The 14,913-nt window shown below is 63.9% G+C and carries 13 protein-coding genes; 9 read left to right on the forward strand and 4 right to left on the reverse strand.

Annotated elements, in window-relative coordinates; translation table 11 throughout:
• The first annotated feature begins 119 nt into the window (after positions 1–119).
• The gene (locus AC0QR5_RS05905; RefSeq protein WP_475372513.1) at positions 120–539 is read left to right on the forward strand and encodes a DUF6611 family protein; all 420 of its coding nucleotides are present in this window, start codon (positions 120–122) and stop codon (positions 537–539) included.
• A gap of 27 nt (positions 540–566) precedes the next feature.
• On the opposite strand, the gene AC0QR5_RS05910 is transcribed toward AC0QR5_RS05905, so the two are convergent.
• From AC0QR5_RS05910 to AC0QR5_RS05920, 3 genes are all read right to left on the reverse strand, one after another.
• Positions 567–920, reverse strand: a complete 354-nt coding sequence (locus AC0QR5_RS05910) for a hypothetical protein (protein ID WP_329864301.1) — start codon at positions 918–920, stop codon at positions 567–569.
• A gap of 236 nt (positions 921–1,156) precedes the next feature.
• Positions 1,157–1,702: a hypothetical protein gene (locus AC0QR5_RS05915; RefSeq protein WP_329864300.1), complete on the reverse strand. Its 546-nt coding sequence runs from the start codon at positions 1,700–1,702 to the stop codon at positions 1,157–1,159.
• Positions 1,699–2,154, reverse strand: a complete 456-nt coding sequence (locus AC0QR5_RS05920; protein WP_329864299.1) for a hypothetical protein — start codon at positions 2,152–2,154, stop codon at positions 1,699–1,701. Before AC0QR5_RS05920 ends, AC0QR5_RS05915 begins: the two co-directional genes overlap by 4 nt.
• 218 nt (positions 2,155–2,372) lie before the next feature.
• On the opposite strand from AC0QR5_RS05920, the gene AC0QR5_RS05925 reads away from it, so the two are divergent.
• The 8 genes from AC0QR5_RS05925 to AC0QR5_RS05960 all read left to right on the forward strand — a co-directional run bounded on the left by AC0QR5_RS05925 (position 2,373) and on the right by AC0QR5_RS05960 (position 13,483).
• Positions 2,373–3,773, forward strand: coding sequence for an IS1380 family transposase (locus AC0QR5_RS05925; RefSeq protein WP_329864114.1), 1,401 nt, complete (start codon positions 2,373–2,375; stop codon positions 3,771–3,773).
• Positions 3,774–3,977: 204 nt separating this feature from the next.
• Complete coding sequence (locus AC0QR5_RS05930) at positions 3,978–5,270, forward strand: IS256 family transposase (RefSeq protein WP_400588025.1); 1,293 nt, start codon at positions 3,978–3,980, stop codon at positions 5,268–5,270.
• Between the two features lie 494 nt (positions 5,271–5,764).
• Positions 5,765–5,809: a potassium-transporting ATPase subunit F gene (locus AC0QR5_RS05935; protein WP_475372514.1), complete on the forward strand. Its 45-nt coding sequence runs from the start codon at positions 5,765–5,767 to the stop codon at positions 5,807–5,809.
• Positions 5,809–7,479 (forward strand): potassium-transporting ATPase subunit KdpA, encoded by a 1,671-nt coding sequence (gene kdpA / locus AC0QR5_RS05940; RefSeq protein WP_329864183.1) that lies wholly within the window; start codon positions 5,809–5,811, stop codon positions 7,477–7,479. Before AC0QR5_RS05935 ends, kdpA begins: the two co-directional genes overlap by 1 nt.
• Before the next feature lie 2 nt (positions 7,480–7,481).
• Positions 7,482–9,638 (forward strand): potassium-transporting ATPase subunit KdpB, encoded by a 2,157-nt coding sequence (gene kdpB, locus AC0QR5_RS05945; RefSeq protein ID WP_329864181.1) that lies wholly within the window; start codon positions 7,482–7,484, stop codon positions 9,636–9,638.
• Positions 9,639–9,666: 28 nt separating this feature from the next.
• Positions 9,667–10,281: a potassium-transporting ATPase subunit KdpC gene (kdpC, locus tag AC0QR5_RS05950; RefSeq protein ID WP_329864179.1), complete on the forward strand. Its 615-nt coding sequence runs from the start codon at positions 9,667–9,669 to the stop codon at positions 10,279–10,281.
• A 2-nt stretch (positions 10,282–10,283) separates the two neighbouring features.
• Entirely contained in the window at positions 10,284–12,794 is a 2,511-nt protein-coding gene (locus tag AC0QR5_RS05955; protein WP_329864177.1) for a sensor histidine kinase, read from the forward strand.
• Complete coding sequence (locus tag AC0QR5_RS05960) at positions 12,791–13,483, forward strand: response regulator transcription factor (protein WP_329864175.1); 693 nt, start codon at positions 12,791–12,793, stop codon at positions 13,481–13,483. Before AC0QR5_RS05955 ends, AC0QR5_RS05960 begins: the two co-directional genes overlap by 4 nt.
• A 58-nt stretch (positions 13,484–13,541) precedes the next feature.
• Here the strand turns inward: AC0QR5_RS05960 and AC0QR5_RS05965 are convergent, their stop codons facing one another.
• Positions 13,542–14,834 carry an IS256 family transposase gene (locus AC0QR5_RS05965; RefSeq protein WP_400588025.1) on the reverse strand — a complete coding sequence of 431 codons (1,293 nt, stop codon included), beginning with the start codon at positions 14,832–14,834 and terminating at the stop codon, positions 13,542–13,544.
• Positions 14,835–14,913 lie beyond the last annotated feature (79 nt).

The following is a 14,913-nucleotide window of genomic DNA, read 5'->3' on the forward strand; positions in this document are numbered from 1 at the left end:
TTACCGCCCGGCGTGTCGAGCCGGATACACCGTTATTTCCACAGTCCCTTGACAAGGTTCCTCGCTGGGGATATGTGTCGCACGCGGTCGGCCGGTACGGTGCATCGTACTCGCGGCTGGTGGTTTATCCACCGAATGCGGACGAACGAACGCGACGGTTCGCGGAGGCTTGTCGTCTTTTCGTGCCGATTGCCGCTGGCGGCGGCCTGGTGGTGGGGCTTCTGCTGGCAGGAGTAGGCGCCCCCTTGGGGGCTAGTGCGTTGCTAATCGCAGGTGTCCTGCTCCCAGTGGGCGGCTATCTCGCTCTTCGTTCAGCTCCGGTGCGCCGATGCTCCGTCATGCTCTGGTCCTCGTGCTTTGCTTTTCACCCTGACGCGCGGGACGCGGAACGAGAAGAGGGTCTGTTGCTTTTTTCGCGGGTGCTCGAGGGCGCATCGCGATCGTTACGCCGTGGCGAGATGTCATCGGCGTCTTTCTACCGCGTATGGCAGGCGATCTACGATGAAGTAGCCGAGATGAACGCTTCCCGGATCGAGTAGGCCGAAGAGGCACGCGCATGGATACGTTTAGCTGAGAGCTTCGGATACGACGTCGCGGATCGAGCTTTGCACGATCTCTGACCACTTCAGAAGGAAGCTTCCCTCGATTGGGTTGTCGCGGAGTCTTTCGCAGATGCGATCTCGCAGCACAGTGGGGTCTGCTGTCCTATCGAGGACGATCGCGGTGACGCACACTGACCGGCCCGCGGTCATCTCGATGTCTGCGTGGATGCGGGTGATCGCAGATGACGCCAGCCTGGCCAGGCGTTGGGTGTGCTGGGGTGCGCCCGTGTCGAGGACGAAGAGCAGGTGGCTCAGACGGGGGAGCTGCTCGCCGAGGATGCGCGCGAGGTTCCGCTCATCCTTGAGCCGGCTGCGCATCTTCGCTGGAGATGCCGTGTCCGCCGTGGGGAGGTGGATGCATCCGACTACACCGCGTATCCGTTCGGGTACGAAGTTCGCTTGCGATGCGGGTGGGTGATTGAGCGTGCCGGTGGTCGCGATGAGGTCGTGCAGAGCAGGGTGCTCGTCGCCGCGGACGAGTATCGTCGGTACCGATCGAGCACTCTCAGCCGTGTTGGCGTCGGCCTCCGTGTGCCTGTCACATGGGGGCCGTGTTATTTCATGCACCGCGCGCCCCATGTGGTGTCGTCGACATCTCCGGTTCGGGCCGTCGAGGCGTGCGGTCGCACTTGACTCAAAGCGACTGTCGACGCGCATCGGAACGCGATCACGGCCCCGGGTTCCGTGCCGGCTGGGATCCGAACATCAATGGACACCTGGTCTGCGCCGGTGACAGTGACGGTTCGCGTCTTCTTCGGTGGACGGGCGCCCACGATGTGGGTCTGCGTGATCACGGAGGCGATCTCCTGGAGGCTCGCGTCGATGGTGATCTCCCGGCGATGTCCGTGTGGTTCGCCGGAAACGGCCGTGACGCGCGTGAGTACCCATGTGAAGTGAGTATCGCGCTGTCTGATGTCCACGGCGGACGTGACGAGCACGCTGGGGGTTCCACGCGATGACGCCAGTTGTGCCAACGACCGGCCGGTGACCACCACATCATCTGCAGTGACGACGGCTCTCCTGTCTCGGCGGTGGATGTCTCGCGCTTGCGCTGCGTGGCGAAGTGCGCGAGCACTCAGGATGCTGTGAAGGAGGCTCATGAAAGCTCTTCTCCAGTCTCCGAGACGGTGCCGCTGCTTCGAAGCTCTGTTGCGTGGCTGGGGCGGAGCTGGGCGAGGGAGATCGAGCTGCGGGATGGGACGGCGAGGAGGTCACCGGCATGGAGGTCGCTCGGCAGTGCAGCAACCGGGTAGGGCAACGCCGGCGCGCCGAGCTCTCCCGGGATGAGTTCGAACGATTGCAGACGTGCGATGGATACCCGCCCGATCAGACGGCACTCGCTCCAGCAGGCGTCAAGGTTAGTGCCCCAGGAATCCGTCAGCGCGATCGCGCGATGCTCCGGCGTGTCGACGATGACCGTGATCTTCATGGCCACCACAGTCCTGGTTCCCGTCAACTCCGGGTGACGCGAGTCCAGGATGGGATCGTCGCCAGTGAGCACGCACGGCGTTCCGCAGAGGTCGACGTACTGGCGCAGCGAGATTCCACTCACAGTGACATCGTCGGTGGTTGCTTCGGTGTGCGCGGGCCACTCGGCAAGAGCTATCGGGGTGGGAAGGCTTCGCCGGAGGGTCGGGAGTATCTCAGCCTTGATCCACCGATGAGCATGCTTGGTACTGGTACGTAATTAAGAACGAAATGCCCGTCTGACCGGGAAGAATGGCACTTGTCTAAGGTTCCGTTCCACCGCGATGAGAGGGCATCTCGCAGATGCAAGTTTCCCACACCCGTTCCGCACTGTCAGCTTCCTTCGACGAGCCGAACCTCATCGGCTCCGCCGGACTGGTGCCGATGATGGAGCTGGCCGCCGAGGCCGGCCTGCACCAGCTGGCCAAGGGGCGATTGACGGTGCCGACCGACAAGGGCGCCAACGCCGGGGCCAAGATCGCGGCCCTGGTGGCCGGCATGTGCGCCGGAGCCGACTCGATCGACGACATGGCCATCCTGCGCCACGGGGCGATGAAACGACTCTTCAACGCCTGCTACGCGCCCTCGACCCTGGGTTCGTTCCTGCGTGCGTTCACCTTCGGGCACGTCCGCCAGCTCGACGCGGTCGCCTCCCGACTGTTGGCCAACCTCTCCGTCAGGGCATCGGTGCTGGGAAGCCCCGGCGCCGGACAGTTCGTCTATGTGGATGTGGACGACACGATCATCGAGGTCCACGGCTATCAGAAGCAGGGCTCCGGGTACGGATACTCGGGCGTGCGTGGACTCAACGCCTTGCTGGCCACGGCGAGCACCGAGACTGCGGCCCCGGTGATCTTGGGTCAGCGTCTGCGTCGCGGAGCGGTGGGCTCCCCACGCGGGGCCTGCCGGTTGATCGCCGACGCGCTGGCCACGCTCAAGCGACTGCCTCCGGACTCTGGCGCCCGGATGTTGGTCCGTGCCGACTCAGCTTTCTACGGGCACGCCACCGTGGCCACCGCGTTGAAAGCCGGTGCCGACGTCTCGGTCACCGTGCGGATGAATCTGGCGGTCAAGGCCGCCATCGCCACCATCGCCGACGATGCCTGGACCGGCATCGAATACCCCGAGGCGATCTACGACGAGACCACCGGCACCTGGACCTCCAAAGCCGAGGTCGCCGAGGTGTCCTTCACCGCGTTCACCTCGAGGAAGAAAGCCGAACGCATCCCCGGACGCCTGGTGGTGCGCCGCATCCCAGAACTGAACCCCAGGCAGGACGACGGGCAGCCGACGTTGTTCGACACCCACCGGTTCCACGCCTTCTTCACCACCGTGGATCCGGAAGTGTTGGACACGGTGGCCGCGGACCAGACCCACCGGCAACACGCGATCATCGAGCAAGTCAACGCGGATCTGAAGGACAGCGCCCTGGCCCACCTGCCCTCCGGCCACTTCGGGGCCAACAGCGCCTGGCTGGTCTGCGCGGTGATGGCCTACAACCTCACCCGCACCGCCGGGATCCTCGCCGCCGGCACCTTCACCAAAGCCCGCACCGGCACCATCCGGGCCAGACTCGTGAACATCCCGGCCCGCATCGCCTCCAGCGCCCGCAAAATTCGAATCAGACTGCCCGAGGCCTGGCCCTGGCAACAGGGACTCGAACGGCTCTTCACCGCCATCCACCCGCCACCACAATCGGCATAGCCAACCGACCGAACGCCGCGCCCCGGCACGACCGAAGGACCAACAGTGGAACACCACCGGCAGCGAGGCCGGTTACTTCCTCACGCCCAAAATCGATTCACCCGGTGCTTCCGGAATCACACTCCGGCCTGAACGGGACTGTGGAAATAACGGTGTATCCGGCTCGACACGCCGGGCGGTAAGCCTGGCGGGGAGGAGCCCGATATGGCCGCAACACTTGAGGCTGTGCCGAGTACGAAAACCGCTGAAAAGAAGACAGAAGTATCCGAGGGCGACGCTGCGCGCGAGCTGGTCAGAATGGCGAAGGAACAGGGCCTGTCCCTGACCGGGCCGGACGGTCTGCTCAAGCAGCTGACCAAGACCGTGATCGAGACCGCGCTCGATGAGGAAATGACCGAGCATCTCGGATATGAAAAGCACGATACGGCAGGGAAGCAGACCGCGAATTCCCGCAACGGCGTGCGCCCAAAAACGGTGCTGACGGAGACCACGGGCCCGGTGGAGGTGGACGTGCCGCGGGACCGGGAAGGGACCTTCTCACCGGTCATCGTCAAGAAGCGTCAGCGCCGCCTGACCGGTGTCGATGAGATGGTCCTGTCGCTCTATGCCAAGGGCCTGACCACCGGGGAAATCAGCGCGCACTTCGCCGAGATCTACGGTGCGTCCGTGTCAAAGGAGACCGTCTCGCGGATCACCGACAGGGTGCTCGACGAGATGGCCGCGTGGCAAAACCGGCCGCTGGATGAGGTCTACGCGGCGATCTTCATCGACGCCATCGTCGTCAAGGTCCGCGACGGGCAGGTCGCCAACCGGCCCGTCTACGCCGCGATCGGCGTGACGCTGGAGGGTGAGAAGGACATCCTCGGCCTGTGGGCCGGCACCGGCGGTGAGGGCGCGAAGTTCTGGATGAGCGTGCTCACCGACATCAAGAACCGCGGCGTGAAAGACACCTTCTTCCTGGTCTGCGACGGCCTCAAAGGCCTGCCCGAAGTCGTCACCAACGTCTGGCCGCTGACAACCGTGCAGACCTGCATCATCCACCTGATCCGCAATACCTTCCGCCTGGCCTCGAAGAAGGACTGGGACGCGCTCAAACGGGACGTGAAGCCCATCTACACCGCCGTGAACGCTGCGGCCGCCAGGGCGGCGTTCGAGGAGCTCACCGAGCGCTGGGGCAAGAAATACGGGGCCATCGTGCGGCTGTGGGAGAACGCGTGGGAGGAGTTCATCCCGTTCCTGGACTATGACGTGGAAATCCGGCGCGTGATCTGCTCGACCAATGCGATCGAATCCCTCAACGCCAGGTACCGGCGCGCCGTGAAGGCCCGGGGTCATTTCCCCACCGAGCAGGCTGCGCTAAAGTGCCTGTATCTGGTCACCCGATCCCTCGATCCGACCGGTGCCGGCAAGACCCGATGGGCCGTGCGTTGGAAGCCCGCTTTGAACGCCTTCGCCATCACTTTCAGCGACCGATTCCCGGCCGCTGAAAGCTACTAAAAGAAACCGCCGGATACACCGTTAATGAGATAGTCCCGCCTGAACCCGCGTCGGTGGATCGAGGCTCAGTCAGGGTCACTCTTCCGTCTTAGGACGCGTAGGGGGTTGTGCGGAAGGAGCGTAAACGGAACCCATACGGCGATCGCCCAAATCCTTACGGTCACCGCCGCCGGCCCGGGTACACAACGGTGACGGCCCTGCTTCTGGACGCCCTGGTGTAAGGGGAGCGTTAGGTTCCCGTGCCTTCCTGTATGGGTTCCGTTAGGGCCCCGTTTTTGCGGTGTCAGGAGGTGTTTGATCGGGAGTTGCGCTTGGAATTGGGCGTGCGGCTGCGGTCTTGCTGTCGCTGTTCTCCGAATGGAGTTTGTTGTGCTTGACATTGTCTACGTGCTGGGCGTGATCGTCCTGTTCGTAGTCGTTGGCTTGGTCGGGAAGGCGGTGGAGAAGCTGTGATCGTGTTCGAGTTTCTTGCTGCTGCTCTCGGGGTCGCGGCTGTGTTCTATCTCGTGTTCGCTCTCGTGAAGCCGGAGCGTTTCTGATGGAGTGGGGTTTGCTTATCGCGAGCGTCGCCACGCTCGTCCTCGCCCTGGGGTTGCTGTACCGGCCTGTGGGCGACTATATGGCTTGGGTGTTCACGACCCGGAAGGACTGGAAAGTCGAACGGGGAATCTACAAAGTCATCGGGGTCGATCCGTCTCAGGAGCAGTCCTGGCAGGCGTATCTGCGTTCTGTCCTGTACTTCTCGATCGTCGGCGTTCTGCTGCTGTTCTTGATGCAGCGCACGCAGCAGTGGCTGCCGTACTCCCTCGGTAACGAGAACGTCGAGCCGGGTGTTGCGTTCAACACCGCGATCTCCTTCGTGACGAACACGAACTGGCAGGCGTATTCGGGTGAGGACCTCGCCTACACGGTTCAGTTCGCTGGCCTTGCCGTACAGAACTTCGTCTCCGCTGCGACGGGTATCGCTGTCGCCGTGGCGCTCGTTCGCGGGTTCGCGTACCGCAGATCGGGAACGATCGGGAACTTCTGGGTCGACCTCATCCGCGGCACGTTCCGCATCCTCCTGCCGATCTCGATCGTCGGCGCGATCGTACTAATCGCGGGCGGCGTCGTGCAGAACTTCAACGGCTACGTCGATGTGACCACCATCACCGGTGGAACGCAGACCATCCCGGGTGGCCCCGTTGCCTCTCAGGAGGTCATCAAGGAGCTCGGCACGAACGGTGGCGGTTTCTACAACGCGAACGCTTCGCATCCGTTCGAGAACCCGACGGGGTGGACGAGCCTGTTCCAGGCGTTCCTGATCCTGCTGATCCCGTTCTCGCTTCCGCGCACGTTCGGGAAGATGGTTGGCGACAATCGTCAGGGATACGCGATCCTCGCCGCGATGGGCACCCTGTATCTGGTCTCGGTGAGCGCGCTGGCAGCATTCGAGTTCGCCGGACAGGGTACTGCGCCGGAACTGGCCGGGGCCGCGATGGAAGGGAAGGAAGCCCGATTCGGACTCGTGCAATCTGTTCTCTATGCGGCGACGACCACGTTGACCTCGACCGGGTCGGTGAACTCGATGCACGACTCGTACACCGGGCTGGGCGGGATGATCCCGATGGTCAACATGCTGCTGGGCGAGATCGCTCCCGGTGGTGTCGGAGCCGGCCTGTACGGGATGCTGATCATCGCGGTGATCGCCGTGTTCGTTGCGGGGCTGCTCGTTGGCCGCACCCCTGAATACCTCGGGAAGAAGATCGGGCCGCGGGAGATGAAGCTTGCGAGCATGTACATCCTCGTCATGCCGATCCTCGTCCTCGGTGGTGTCGCATTGAGCTTCGCCATCCCGGCCCTTCGAGACAGCATCGTGAACGAATCGCTCACGAACACCGGCTCGCACGGCCTGTCCGAAGTGATCTACGCCTTCGCATCGGGCGCGAACAACAACGGCTCCGCATTCGCAGGGTTGACCGCCAGCACCCCGTGGCTGACCGCCGCGATCGGTGTCGCGATGCTGTTCGGCCGGTTCATCCCGATCGCTCTCGTCCTCGCGCTGGCCGGTTCCCTCGCCGCACAGGACAAGGTTCCCGCAACGGCCGGAACCTTGCCTACACACCGTCCGTTGTTCGTCGGTCTGACCGTCGGTACCGCGGTTCTGGTGACTGCTCTCGTTTTCTTCCCCGTTCTCACGCTGGGTCCCCTGGCGGAAGGGCTGCTGTAAACATGTCCACCATTACCCCAACCCCTCTGGCCGAAGCGCCGCACGCGACCACTCGCGCGCCACGCAAGACGCTCACCTGGGCACAGATCCGCACCGCCCTCCCGGGAGCGCTCCGCAAGCTCAATCCGCGCGCGCAGTGGCGAAACCCCGTGATGTTTATCGTGTGGGTGGGCGCCGCCCTCACCACCCTCCTCGCTGTCGCCGAACCTTTCCTGGGCGGACCCGCCGAGTCGGGCGGGACGAGTGTTCCTTGGTCGTTCACCTGGATCATCGCCGTATGGCTCTGGCTCACGGTCCTGTTCGCGAATCTCGCCGAGTCGATCGCCGAAGGTCGCGGTAAGGCCCAGGCCGACACATTACGCAAAACCCGCACCAGCACCACCGCACACCATGTCGCCGACTACCAACCTGGTGCAGATCCAGCCGCCGAGCGAGCCGCCATAAAGGACCTATCCTCGGCAGACCTGCGATTGGGCGACACGGTTGTTGTGTCCGCTGGTGAGCTGATCCCCGGCGATGGCGACATCGTGTGGGGCATCGCAAGCGTGGACGAATCGGCTATCACCGGTGAATCCGCACCCGTTATTCGCGAGTCCGGTGGCGACCGATCCGCCGTCACCGGCGGTACCCGCGTGCTGTCCGACCGTATCGTCGTGCGAATCACTTCCAAGCCGGGCGAAACGTTCGTAGACCGGATGATCGCGCTCGTCGAAGGCGCCGCCCGTCAGCGCACCCCGAACGAGATCGCGCTGAACATCCTGCTCGCGTCGTTGTCGATCGTCTTCGTCGTCGTCGCGCTCACGCTCAACCCGATCGCGTCCTATCCGGCGAGCCCCGCCAGCATCACCGTCCTCGTCGCCCTTCTGGTGTGCCTCATTCCGACGACGATCGGCGCGTTGCTGTCCGCGATCGGTATCGCGGGGATGGACCGGCTCGTTCAGCGCAATGTGCTGGCCATGTCTGGACGTGCGGTGGAAGCTGCCGGTGACGTGACCACGCTATTGCTGGATAAGACAGGAACCATCACCTACGGCAACCGTCGAGCGACAGCCTTCGTTCGCCTGGACGGTGTCCGCGAGCAGGAACTCATCGAAACGGCCGCGCTGTCTTCGCTCGCCGACCCGACTCCAGAAGGGAAGTCGATCGTTGACCTTGCCCGCGCGGAGGGCGTCGACGTGGGTGCTGCACCGCGCGGAGAGATCGTCCCGTTCACCGCTCAAACGCGGATGTCCGGGCTCGACGTGCCCGACGGCACCCAGATCCGCAAGGGAGCCGGTTCCGCGATCACCGCGTGGCTGGAAGAAGACGGGACGCGGCTTCCCAGCAGCGAACTGGCAGAGCTCGATGAGCATGTCGAACACATCTCCCGATCCGGCGGCACCCCCCTCGTTGTCGCCGTCAAAGCGGCGACTGGCGAACGTCGAGTCCTCGGCGTGATCCACCTCAAGGACATCGTCAAGGAGGGCCTGACCGAGCGGTTCGCCGAGTTGCGTGCAATGGGCATCCGGACCGTGATGGTCACCGGGGACAACCCGTTGACCGCGGCGGCGATCGCGAAGGAAGCCGGCGTCGACGACTTCCTTGCCGAAGCGACACCGGAACAGAAGCTCGCCTATATCCGCAAGGAGCAGGAGGGCGGCAACCTCGTCGCGATGACCGGTGACGGCACCAACGACGCCCCCGCGCTCGCGCAGGCTGACGTCGGTGTCGCGATGAATACGGGGACCTCGGCAGCCAAAGAGGCCGGCAACATGGTCGATCTCGACTCCGACCCGACCAAGCTCATCGACATCGTCGCCATCGGCAAGCAGCTGCTCATCACCCGGGGCGCGCTGACCACGTTCTCGATCGCGAACGACATCGCGAAGTACTTCGCGATCATCCCCGCAATCTTCATGGGTGTGTTCCCCGGCCTTGCGGTGTTGAACATCATGGGTCTGCACTCACCTGCATCTGCAGTGCTGTCCGCAGTGATCTTCAACGCGATCGTGATCGTGTTCCTCGTGCCCCTCGCGCTGCGCGGAGTCAAATACCGGCCGATGAACGCATCGAAGATCCTCGGCCGCAACCTCGCCATCTATGGGCTCGGCGGCATCATCGCCCCCTTTATCGGGATCTGGCTCATCGACCTGTTCGTGCGCCTCATCCCCGGCTTCTGACACTCTCAACCAAAGGAATGAAATCATCATGAATGCTGCCACGCGCAGCAGCGGACGGACACTGTGGGTCGCCACACGTGCGCTGCTCATGTTCACCGTCGTCCTCGGGGTCGGCTACACGCTTCTGATCACCGGAATCGGACAACTTGCCTTCCCCTCTCAAGCGAACGGATCACCGCTCAGCAACAGTGACGGCGAGGCCGTTGGTTCATCCCTCATCGGCCAGTCCTTCACAGACGCGGAAGGCGATCCGCTGCCGGAGTATTTCCAGTCGCGACCCTCGGCCGCCGGCGACGGCTACGACGGCACCTCCTCCTCGGGAACGAACTGGGGGCCCGAGAACGAGGAACTGATCGGCGCGATCACCGAACGCAAGGCCGAGATCGCAGCGTTCAACGGTGTCGACCCGGATCAGGTGCCCGCAGACGCGGTCACCGCTTCCAGTTCCGGTCTCGATCCCCACATTAGTCCCGCCTACGCGGCGATCCAGATCCAGCGCGTCGCCGACGCGCGCGGCCTGCCCCTGGGACAAGTTCAGGAACTCGTGGCTGAATGGACAAAGGAACCTGATCTGGGATACCTCGGCGACCGCGTCGTGAACGTGGTGGAGCTGAACCTGGCGCTGGACGAGCTGGAGGACTGACCATGACGACACGGGGGCGGTTACGCGTGCTGCTCGGCGCCGCCCCCGGCGTCGGCAAAACCTACACCATGCTCGAAGAAGGCCGACGGCTCCTGGGCGAAGGACGCGACGTCGTGATCGGGATCGTCGAAACACACGGCCGCGCAGCCACGGCACGCATGACCGACGGTATCCCGTCGACCCCGCGGGCAATGATCGCTCACCGTGGCGTCGAGCTGGAGGAGATGGACCTCGACACAGTCCTGCAACGCGCCCCCGAAATCGTGCTGGTCGACGAACTCGCGCATACGAACGCTCCCGGCTCCCGGAACGAGAAGCGCTGGGAGGACGTGGATGCGCTCTTAAAGGCCGGAATCGACGTCATCTCGACGGTCAATATCCAACACATCGAGTCCCTCAACGATGTCGTCGAGCAGATCACCGGTGTTCCGCAACGAGAGACCGTGCCCGACAGTTTCCTCCGCCAATCAGACCAGATCGAAGTCATCGATCTGGCCCCTCAAGCGCTGCGTGACCGCCTCACCGGCGGCTTCGTCTATCCTGCCGAGCGCATCGACGCGGCATTGTCCAACTACTTCCGACTCGGGAACCTCACCGCACTGCGCGAACTCGCCCTGTTATGGCTCGCAGACGAAGTCGACCAAGCGTTGAAGAGCTACCGTCAAGAACACGACATCGATAGCAAATGGGAAGCCCGCGAACGCGTCGTCGTCGCACTTACAGGTGGCCCCGAAGGAGAGACTCTCCTCCGACGAGGCGCACGAGTTGCCGCACGATCCGCAGGCGGCGAGCTCATCGCCGTGCACGTCACCAGCCAAGACGGCCTCCGTGCAGGGAACCCCGTAGCTCTGGCACAACAACGAGCCCTTGTGGAGAAGCTCGGCGGGACGTACCACCAGGTGGTCGGCGCCGACATCCCTGCCGCTCTGGTCGAATTCGCGCGATCCCTCAACGCCACCCAACTCGTTCTCGGCGTCAGCCGACGCGGACGACTCGCCGCAGCTCTCACCGGCCCCGGCATCGGTGCCACGACTATTCGAGAATCAGGCGACATCGACGTCCACATCGTCACCCACTTCGCTGCTGGCGGACGATTCACCCTGCCCCCTATCGGCGGCGCGCTCACCCTCAAACGCCGTCTTCTCGGATTTCTGCTCGCGTTCCTGGGCGGCCCCGCACTCACCGCCCTTCTCGTCACCCTCCGATCTGATGAGTCGATCACGAGCGACGTCCTCAGCTACCAACTCCTCGTTGTTGTCGTCGCACTCGTCGGCGGCATCTGGCCCGCCCTGTTCGCCGCGGTACTTTCCGGCATCACACTCGACTTCTTCTTCATTGAGCCGTTCCACACCATCACCATCGCCGACCCTCTGCACGCCTTGGCGCTCCTCCTCTACGTCACCATCGCCGCGTTGGTGAGCTTCGTCGTCGACCGGGCAGCCCGGCGCACCCGAGCTGCCCGCCGCGCCGCCGCAGAATCCGAGCTCATCCAGACCATCGCTGGAAGTGTGCTCCGCGGAGACAACGCAATCCAGGCACTCGTCGACCGCACCCGCGAGGCATTCCACCTCCCCGGCGTCCGCGTCACACTCGCAGACCGCGTCATCGCCACGGCCGGAGAACCTGTCGCCGACGGCAATCACACCGTCATCCTGCTCTCTGAAGGCGGCAGTCTCGAACTCCACGGCGCCGACCTTCCCGCCTCCGAACGTCGACTCCTCACCGTCGTCGCCGCCCAGATCAGCGCCGCTCTCGAACATCAAAGACTCACCGCCACCGCGGAGGAGATCGAGCCGATTGCCGCCTCCGACCGCGTCCGCGGCGCACTCCTATCTGCATTGAGTCACGACCTGCGGCGCCCCCTGGCCGCCGCATCCGCCGCGGTCGGTGGGCTCCGCGCGGCTGGAAAGAAGCTCTCCTCCGAAGACAAGCGCGAACTCCTGGACACCGCGGACGACAGCCTCACCGCACTTGCCGCGCTCGTCAGCGACCTCCTCGATGTGAGTCGCCTCCAGGCTGGCGCTCTCACCCTCACCACAATGCCCACCGACCCCGCCGAAGCGATCGCGCCCGCTCTCGACGAGTTGAAACTCGGCCCGTCAGACGTCCGCCTCGCGCTCGGCCACGAAAACAGCACCGCAGAAGCGGACCCCGTCCTGTTGCAGCGCGTCATCGTCAATCTGCTCGCCAACGCCACCAGGTACTCGCCACCGGACCAGCCGGTAACTGTCACCACCAGCACCTTCGACCAACGGCTGGAGATCCGGATCATCGATCACGGCCCAGGAGTCACACCCGACAGGCACGACGACATCTTCCTGCCCTTCCAACGGCTCGGAGACACTGACAACACCAGTGGCCTCGGCCTCGGCCTCGCCCTCTCCCGAGGATTCATCGAAGCCATGCACGGCACACTCACTCCCGAAGACACACCCGGCGGCGGCCTGACCATGGTGATCTCCATCCCGATCCACCTCACGACATCATCCCCGTCACAGGAGGAACAGGCTTGAAGATCCTCATCGCCGACGACGACCCCCAGATCCTTCGCGCGCTCCGCATCACCCTGAGCGCAAAGGGGTACGAGATCGTGACCGCCACAGACGGCGCTCAAGCCGTCAGAGCGGCCATCGACGAGCACCCCGACGTTTATCTTCTCGACCTTGGCATGCCACAACTCAATGGCATCGAAGTCATCCAGGGCATCCGGGGCTGGTCTCAAGCACCCATTCTCGTCGTCTCCGGCCGTGCGGGAGCACCTGACAAAGTCGAAGCACTCGACGCAGGCGCCGACGACTACGTCACCAAACCTTTCTCCGTGGACGAACTTCTCGCCCGTATTCGCGCGCTCACCCGCCGCGTCCCTCAAGAAGAAGCGCTGCCGTCTGTCCGGCTCGGCAACGTCACCATCGACCTTGCTGCACGAAGCGTCACCAAGGAGTCACCCGCCGGACGACGACAAATCCGCCTCACGCCCACCGAATGGCAAGTGATCGAGATCCTCATCCGAAACACCGGCAAGCTCGTCACGCGACAAACACTCCTCACCAGTATTTGGGGCACCGAGCACGCGGAAGACACCGGCTACCTTCGCCTCTACGTCTCACAACTCCGCAGGAAAATCGAAACAGACCCCTCCAAGCCGAACCACATCATTACTGAACCAGGCATGGGATACCGCCTCGACAACGTGGAAGGCTGAGCCGTGCATGCACGGCTCACAGGGACTATCTCATTAACGGTGTATCCGGCGGTTTCTTTTAGTAGCTTTCAGCGGCCGGGAATCGGTCGCTGAAAGTGATGGCGAAGGCGTTCAAAGCGGGCTTCCAACGCACGGCCCATCGGGTCTTGCCGGCACCGGTCGGATCGAGGGATCGGGTGACCAGATACAGGCACTTTAGCGCAGCCTGCTCGGTGGGGAAATGACCCCGGGCCTTCACGGCGCGCCGGTACCTGGCGTTGAGGGATTCGATCGCATTGGTCGAGCAGATCACGCGCCGGATTTCCACGTCATAGTCCAGGAACGGGATGAACTCCTCCCACGCGTTCTCCCACAGCCGCACGATGGCCCCGTATTTCTTGCCCCAGCGCTCGGTGAGCTCCTCGAACGCCGCCCTGGCGGCCGCAGCGTTCACGGCGGTGTAGATGGGCTTCACGTCCCGTTTGAGCGCGTCCCAGTCCTTCTTCGAGGCCAGGCGGAAGGTATTGCGGATCAGGTGGATGATGCAGGTCTGCACGGTTGTCAGCGGCCAGACGTTGGTGACGACTTCGGGCAGGCCTTTGAGGCCGTCGCAGACCAGGAAGAAGGTGTCTTTCACGCCGCGGTTCTTGATGTCGGTGAGCACGCTCATCCAGAACTTCGCGCCCTCACCGCCGGTGCCGGCCCACAGGCCGAGGATGTCCTTCTCACCCTCCAGCGTCACGCCGATCGCGGCGTAGACGGGCCGGTTGGCGACCTGCCCGTCGCGGACCTTGACGACGATGGCGTCGATGAAGATCGCCGCGTAGACCTCATCCAGCGGCCGGTTTTGCCACGCGGCCATCTCGTCGAGCACCCTGTCGGTGATCCGCGAGACGGTCTCCTTTGACACGGACGCACCGTAGATCTCGGCGAAGTGCGCGCTGATTTCCCCGGTGGTCAGGCCCTTGGCATAGAGCGACAGGACCATCTCATCGACACCGGTCAGGCGGCGCTGACGCTTCTTGACGATGACCGGTGAGAAGGTCCCTTCCCGGTCCCGCGGCACGTCCACCTCCACCGGGCCCGTGGTCTCCGTCAGCACCGTTTTTGGGCGCACGCCGTTGCGGGAATTCGCGGTCTGCTTCCCTGCCGTATCGTGCTTTTCATATCCGAGATGCTCGGTCATTTCCTCATCGAGCGCGGTCTCGATCACGGTCTTGGTCAGCTGCTTGAGCAGACCGTCCGGCCCGGTCAGGGACAGGCCCTGTTCCTTCGCCATTCTGACCAGCTCGCGCGCAGCGTCGCCCTCGGATACTTCTGTCTTCTTTTCAGCGGTTTTCGTACTCGGCACAGCCTCAAGTGTTGCGGCCATATCGGGCTCCTCCCCGCCAGGCTTACCGCCCGGCGTGTCGAGCCGGATACACCGTTATTTCCACAGTCCCGGCTCACAC

Source organism: Arthrobacter sp. J156 (genome assembly GCF_056172865.1).

Coding starts and splice junctions, on each gene's coding strand:
- AC0QR5_RS05910 (WP_329864301.1), bottom strand. CDS start 920: ATGCGCAGCCGGCTCAAGGATGAGCGGAACCTCGCGCGCATCCTCGGC.
- AC0QR5_RS05915 (WP_329864300.1), bottom strand. CDS start 1,702: ATGAGCCTCCTTCACAGCATCCTGAGTGCTCGCGCACTTCGCCACGCA.
- AC0QR5_RS05925 (WP_329864114.1), top strand. CDS start 2,373: ATGCAAGTTTCCCACACCCGTTCCGCACTGTCAGCTTCCTTCGACGAG.
- AC0QR5_RS05930 (WP_400588025.1), top strand. CDS start 3,978: ATGGCCGCAACACTTGAGGCTGTGCCGAGTACGAAAACCGCTGAAAAG.
- kdpA (WP_329864183.1), top strand. CDS start 5,809: ATGGAGTGGGGTTTGCTTATCGCGAGCGTCGCCACGCTCGTCCTCGCC.
- kdpB (WP_329864181.1), top strand. CDS start 7,482: ATGTCCACCATTACCCCAACCCCTCTGGCCGAAGCGCCGCACGCGACC.
- kdpC (WP_329864179.1), top strand. CDS start 9,667: ATGAATGCTGCCACGCGCAGCAGCGGACGGACACTGTGGGTCGCCACA.
- AC0QR5_RS05955 (WP_329864177.1), top strand. CDS start 10,284: ATGACGACACGGGGGCGGTTACGCGTGCTGCTCGGCGCCGCCCCCGGC.
- AC0QR5_RS05965 (WP_400588025.1), bottom strand. CDS start 14,834: ATGGCCGCAACACTTGAGGCTGTGCCGAGTACGAAAACCGCTGAAAAG.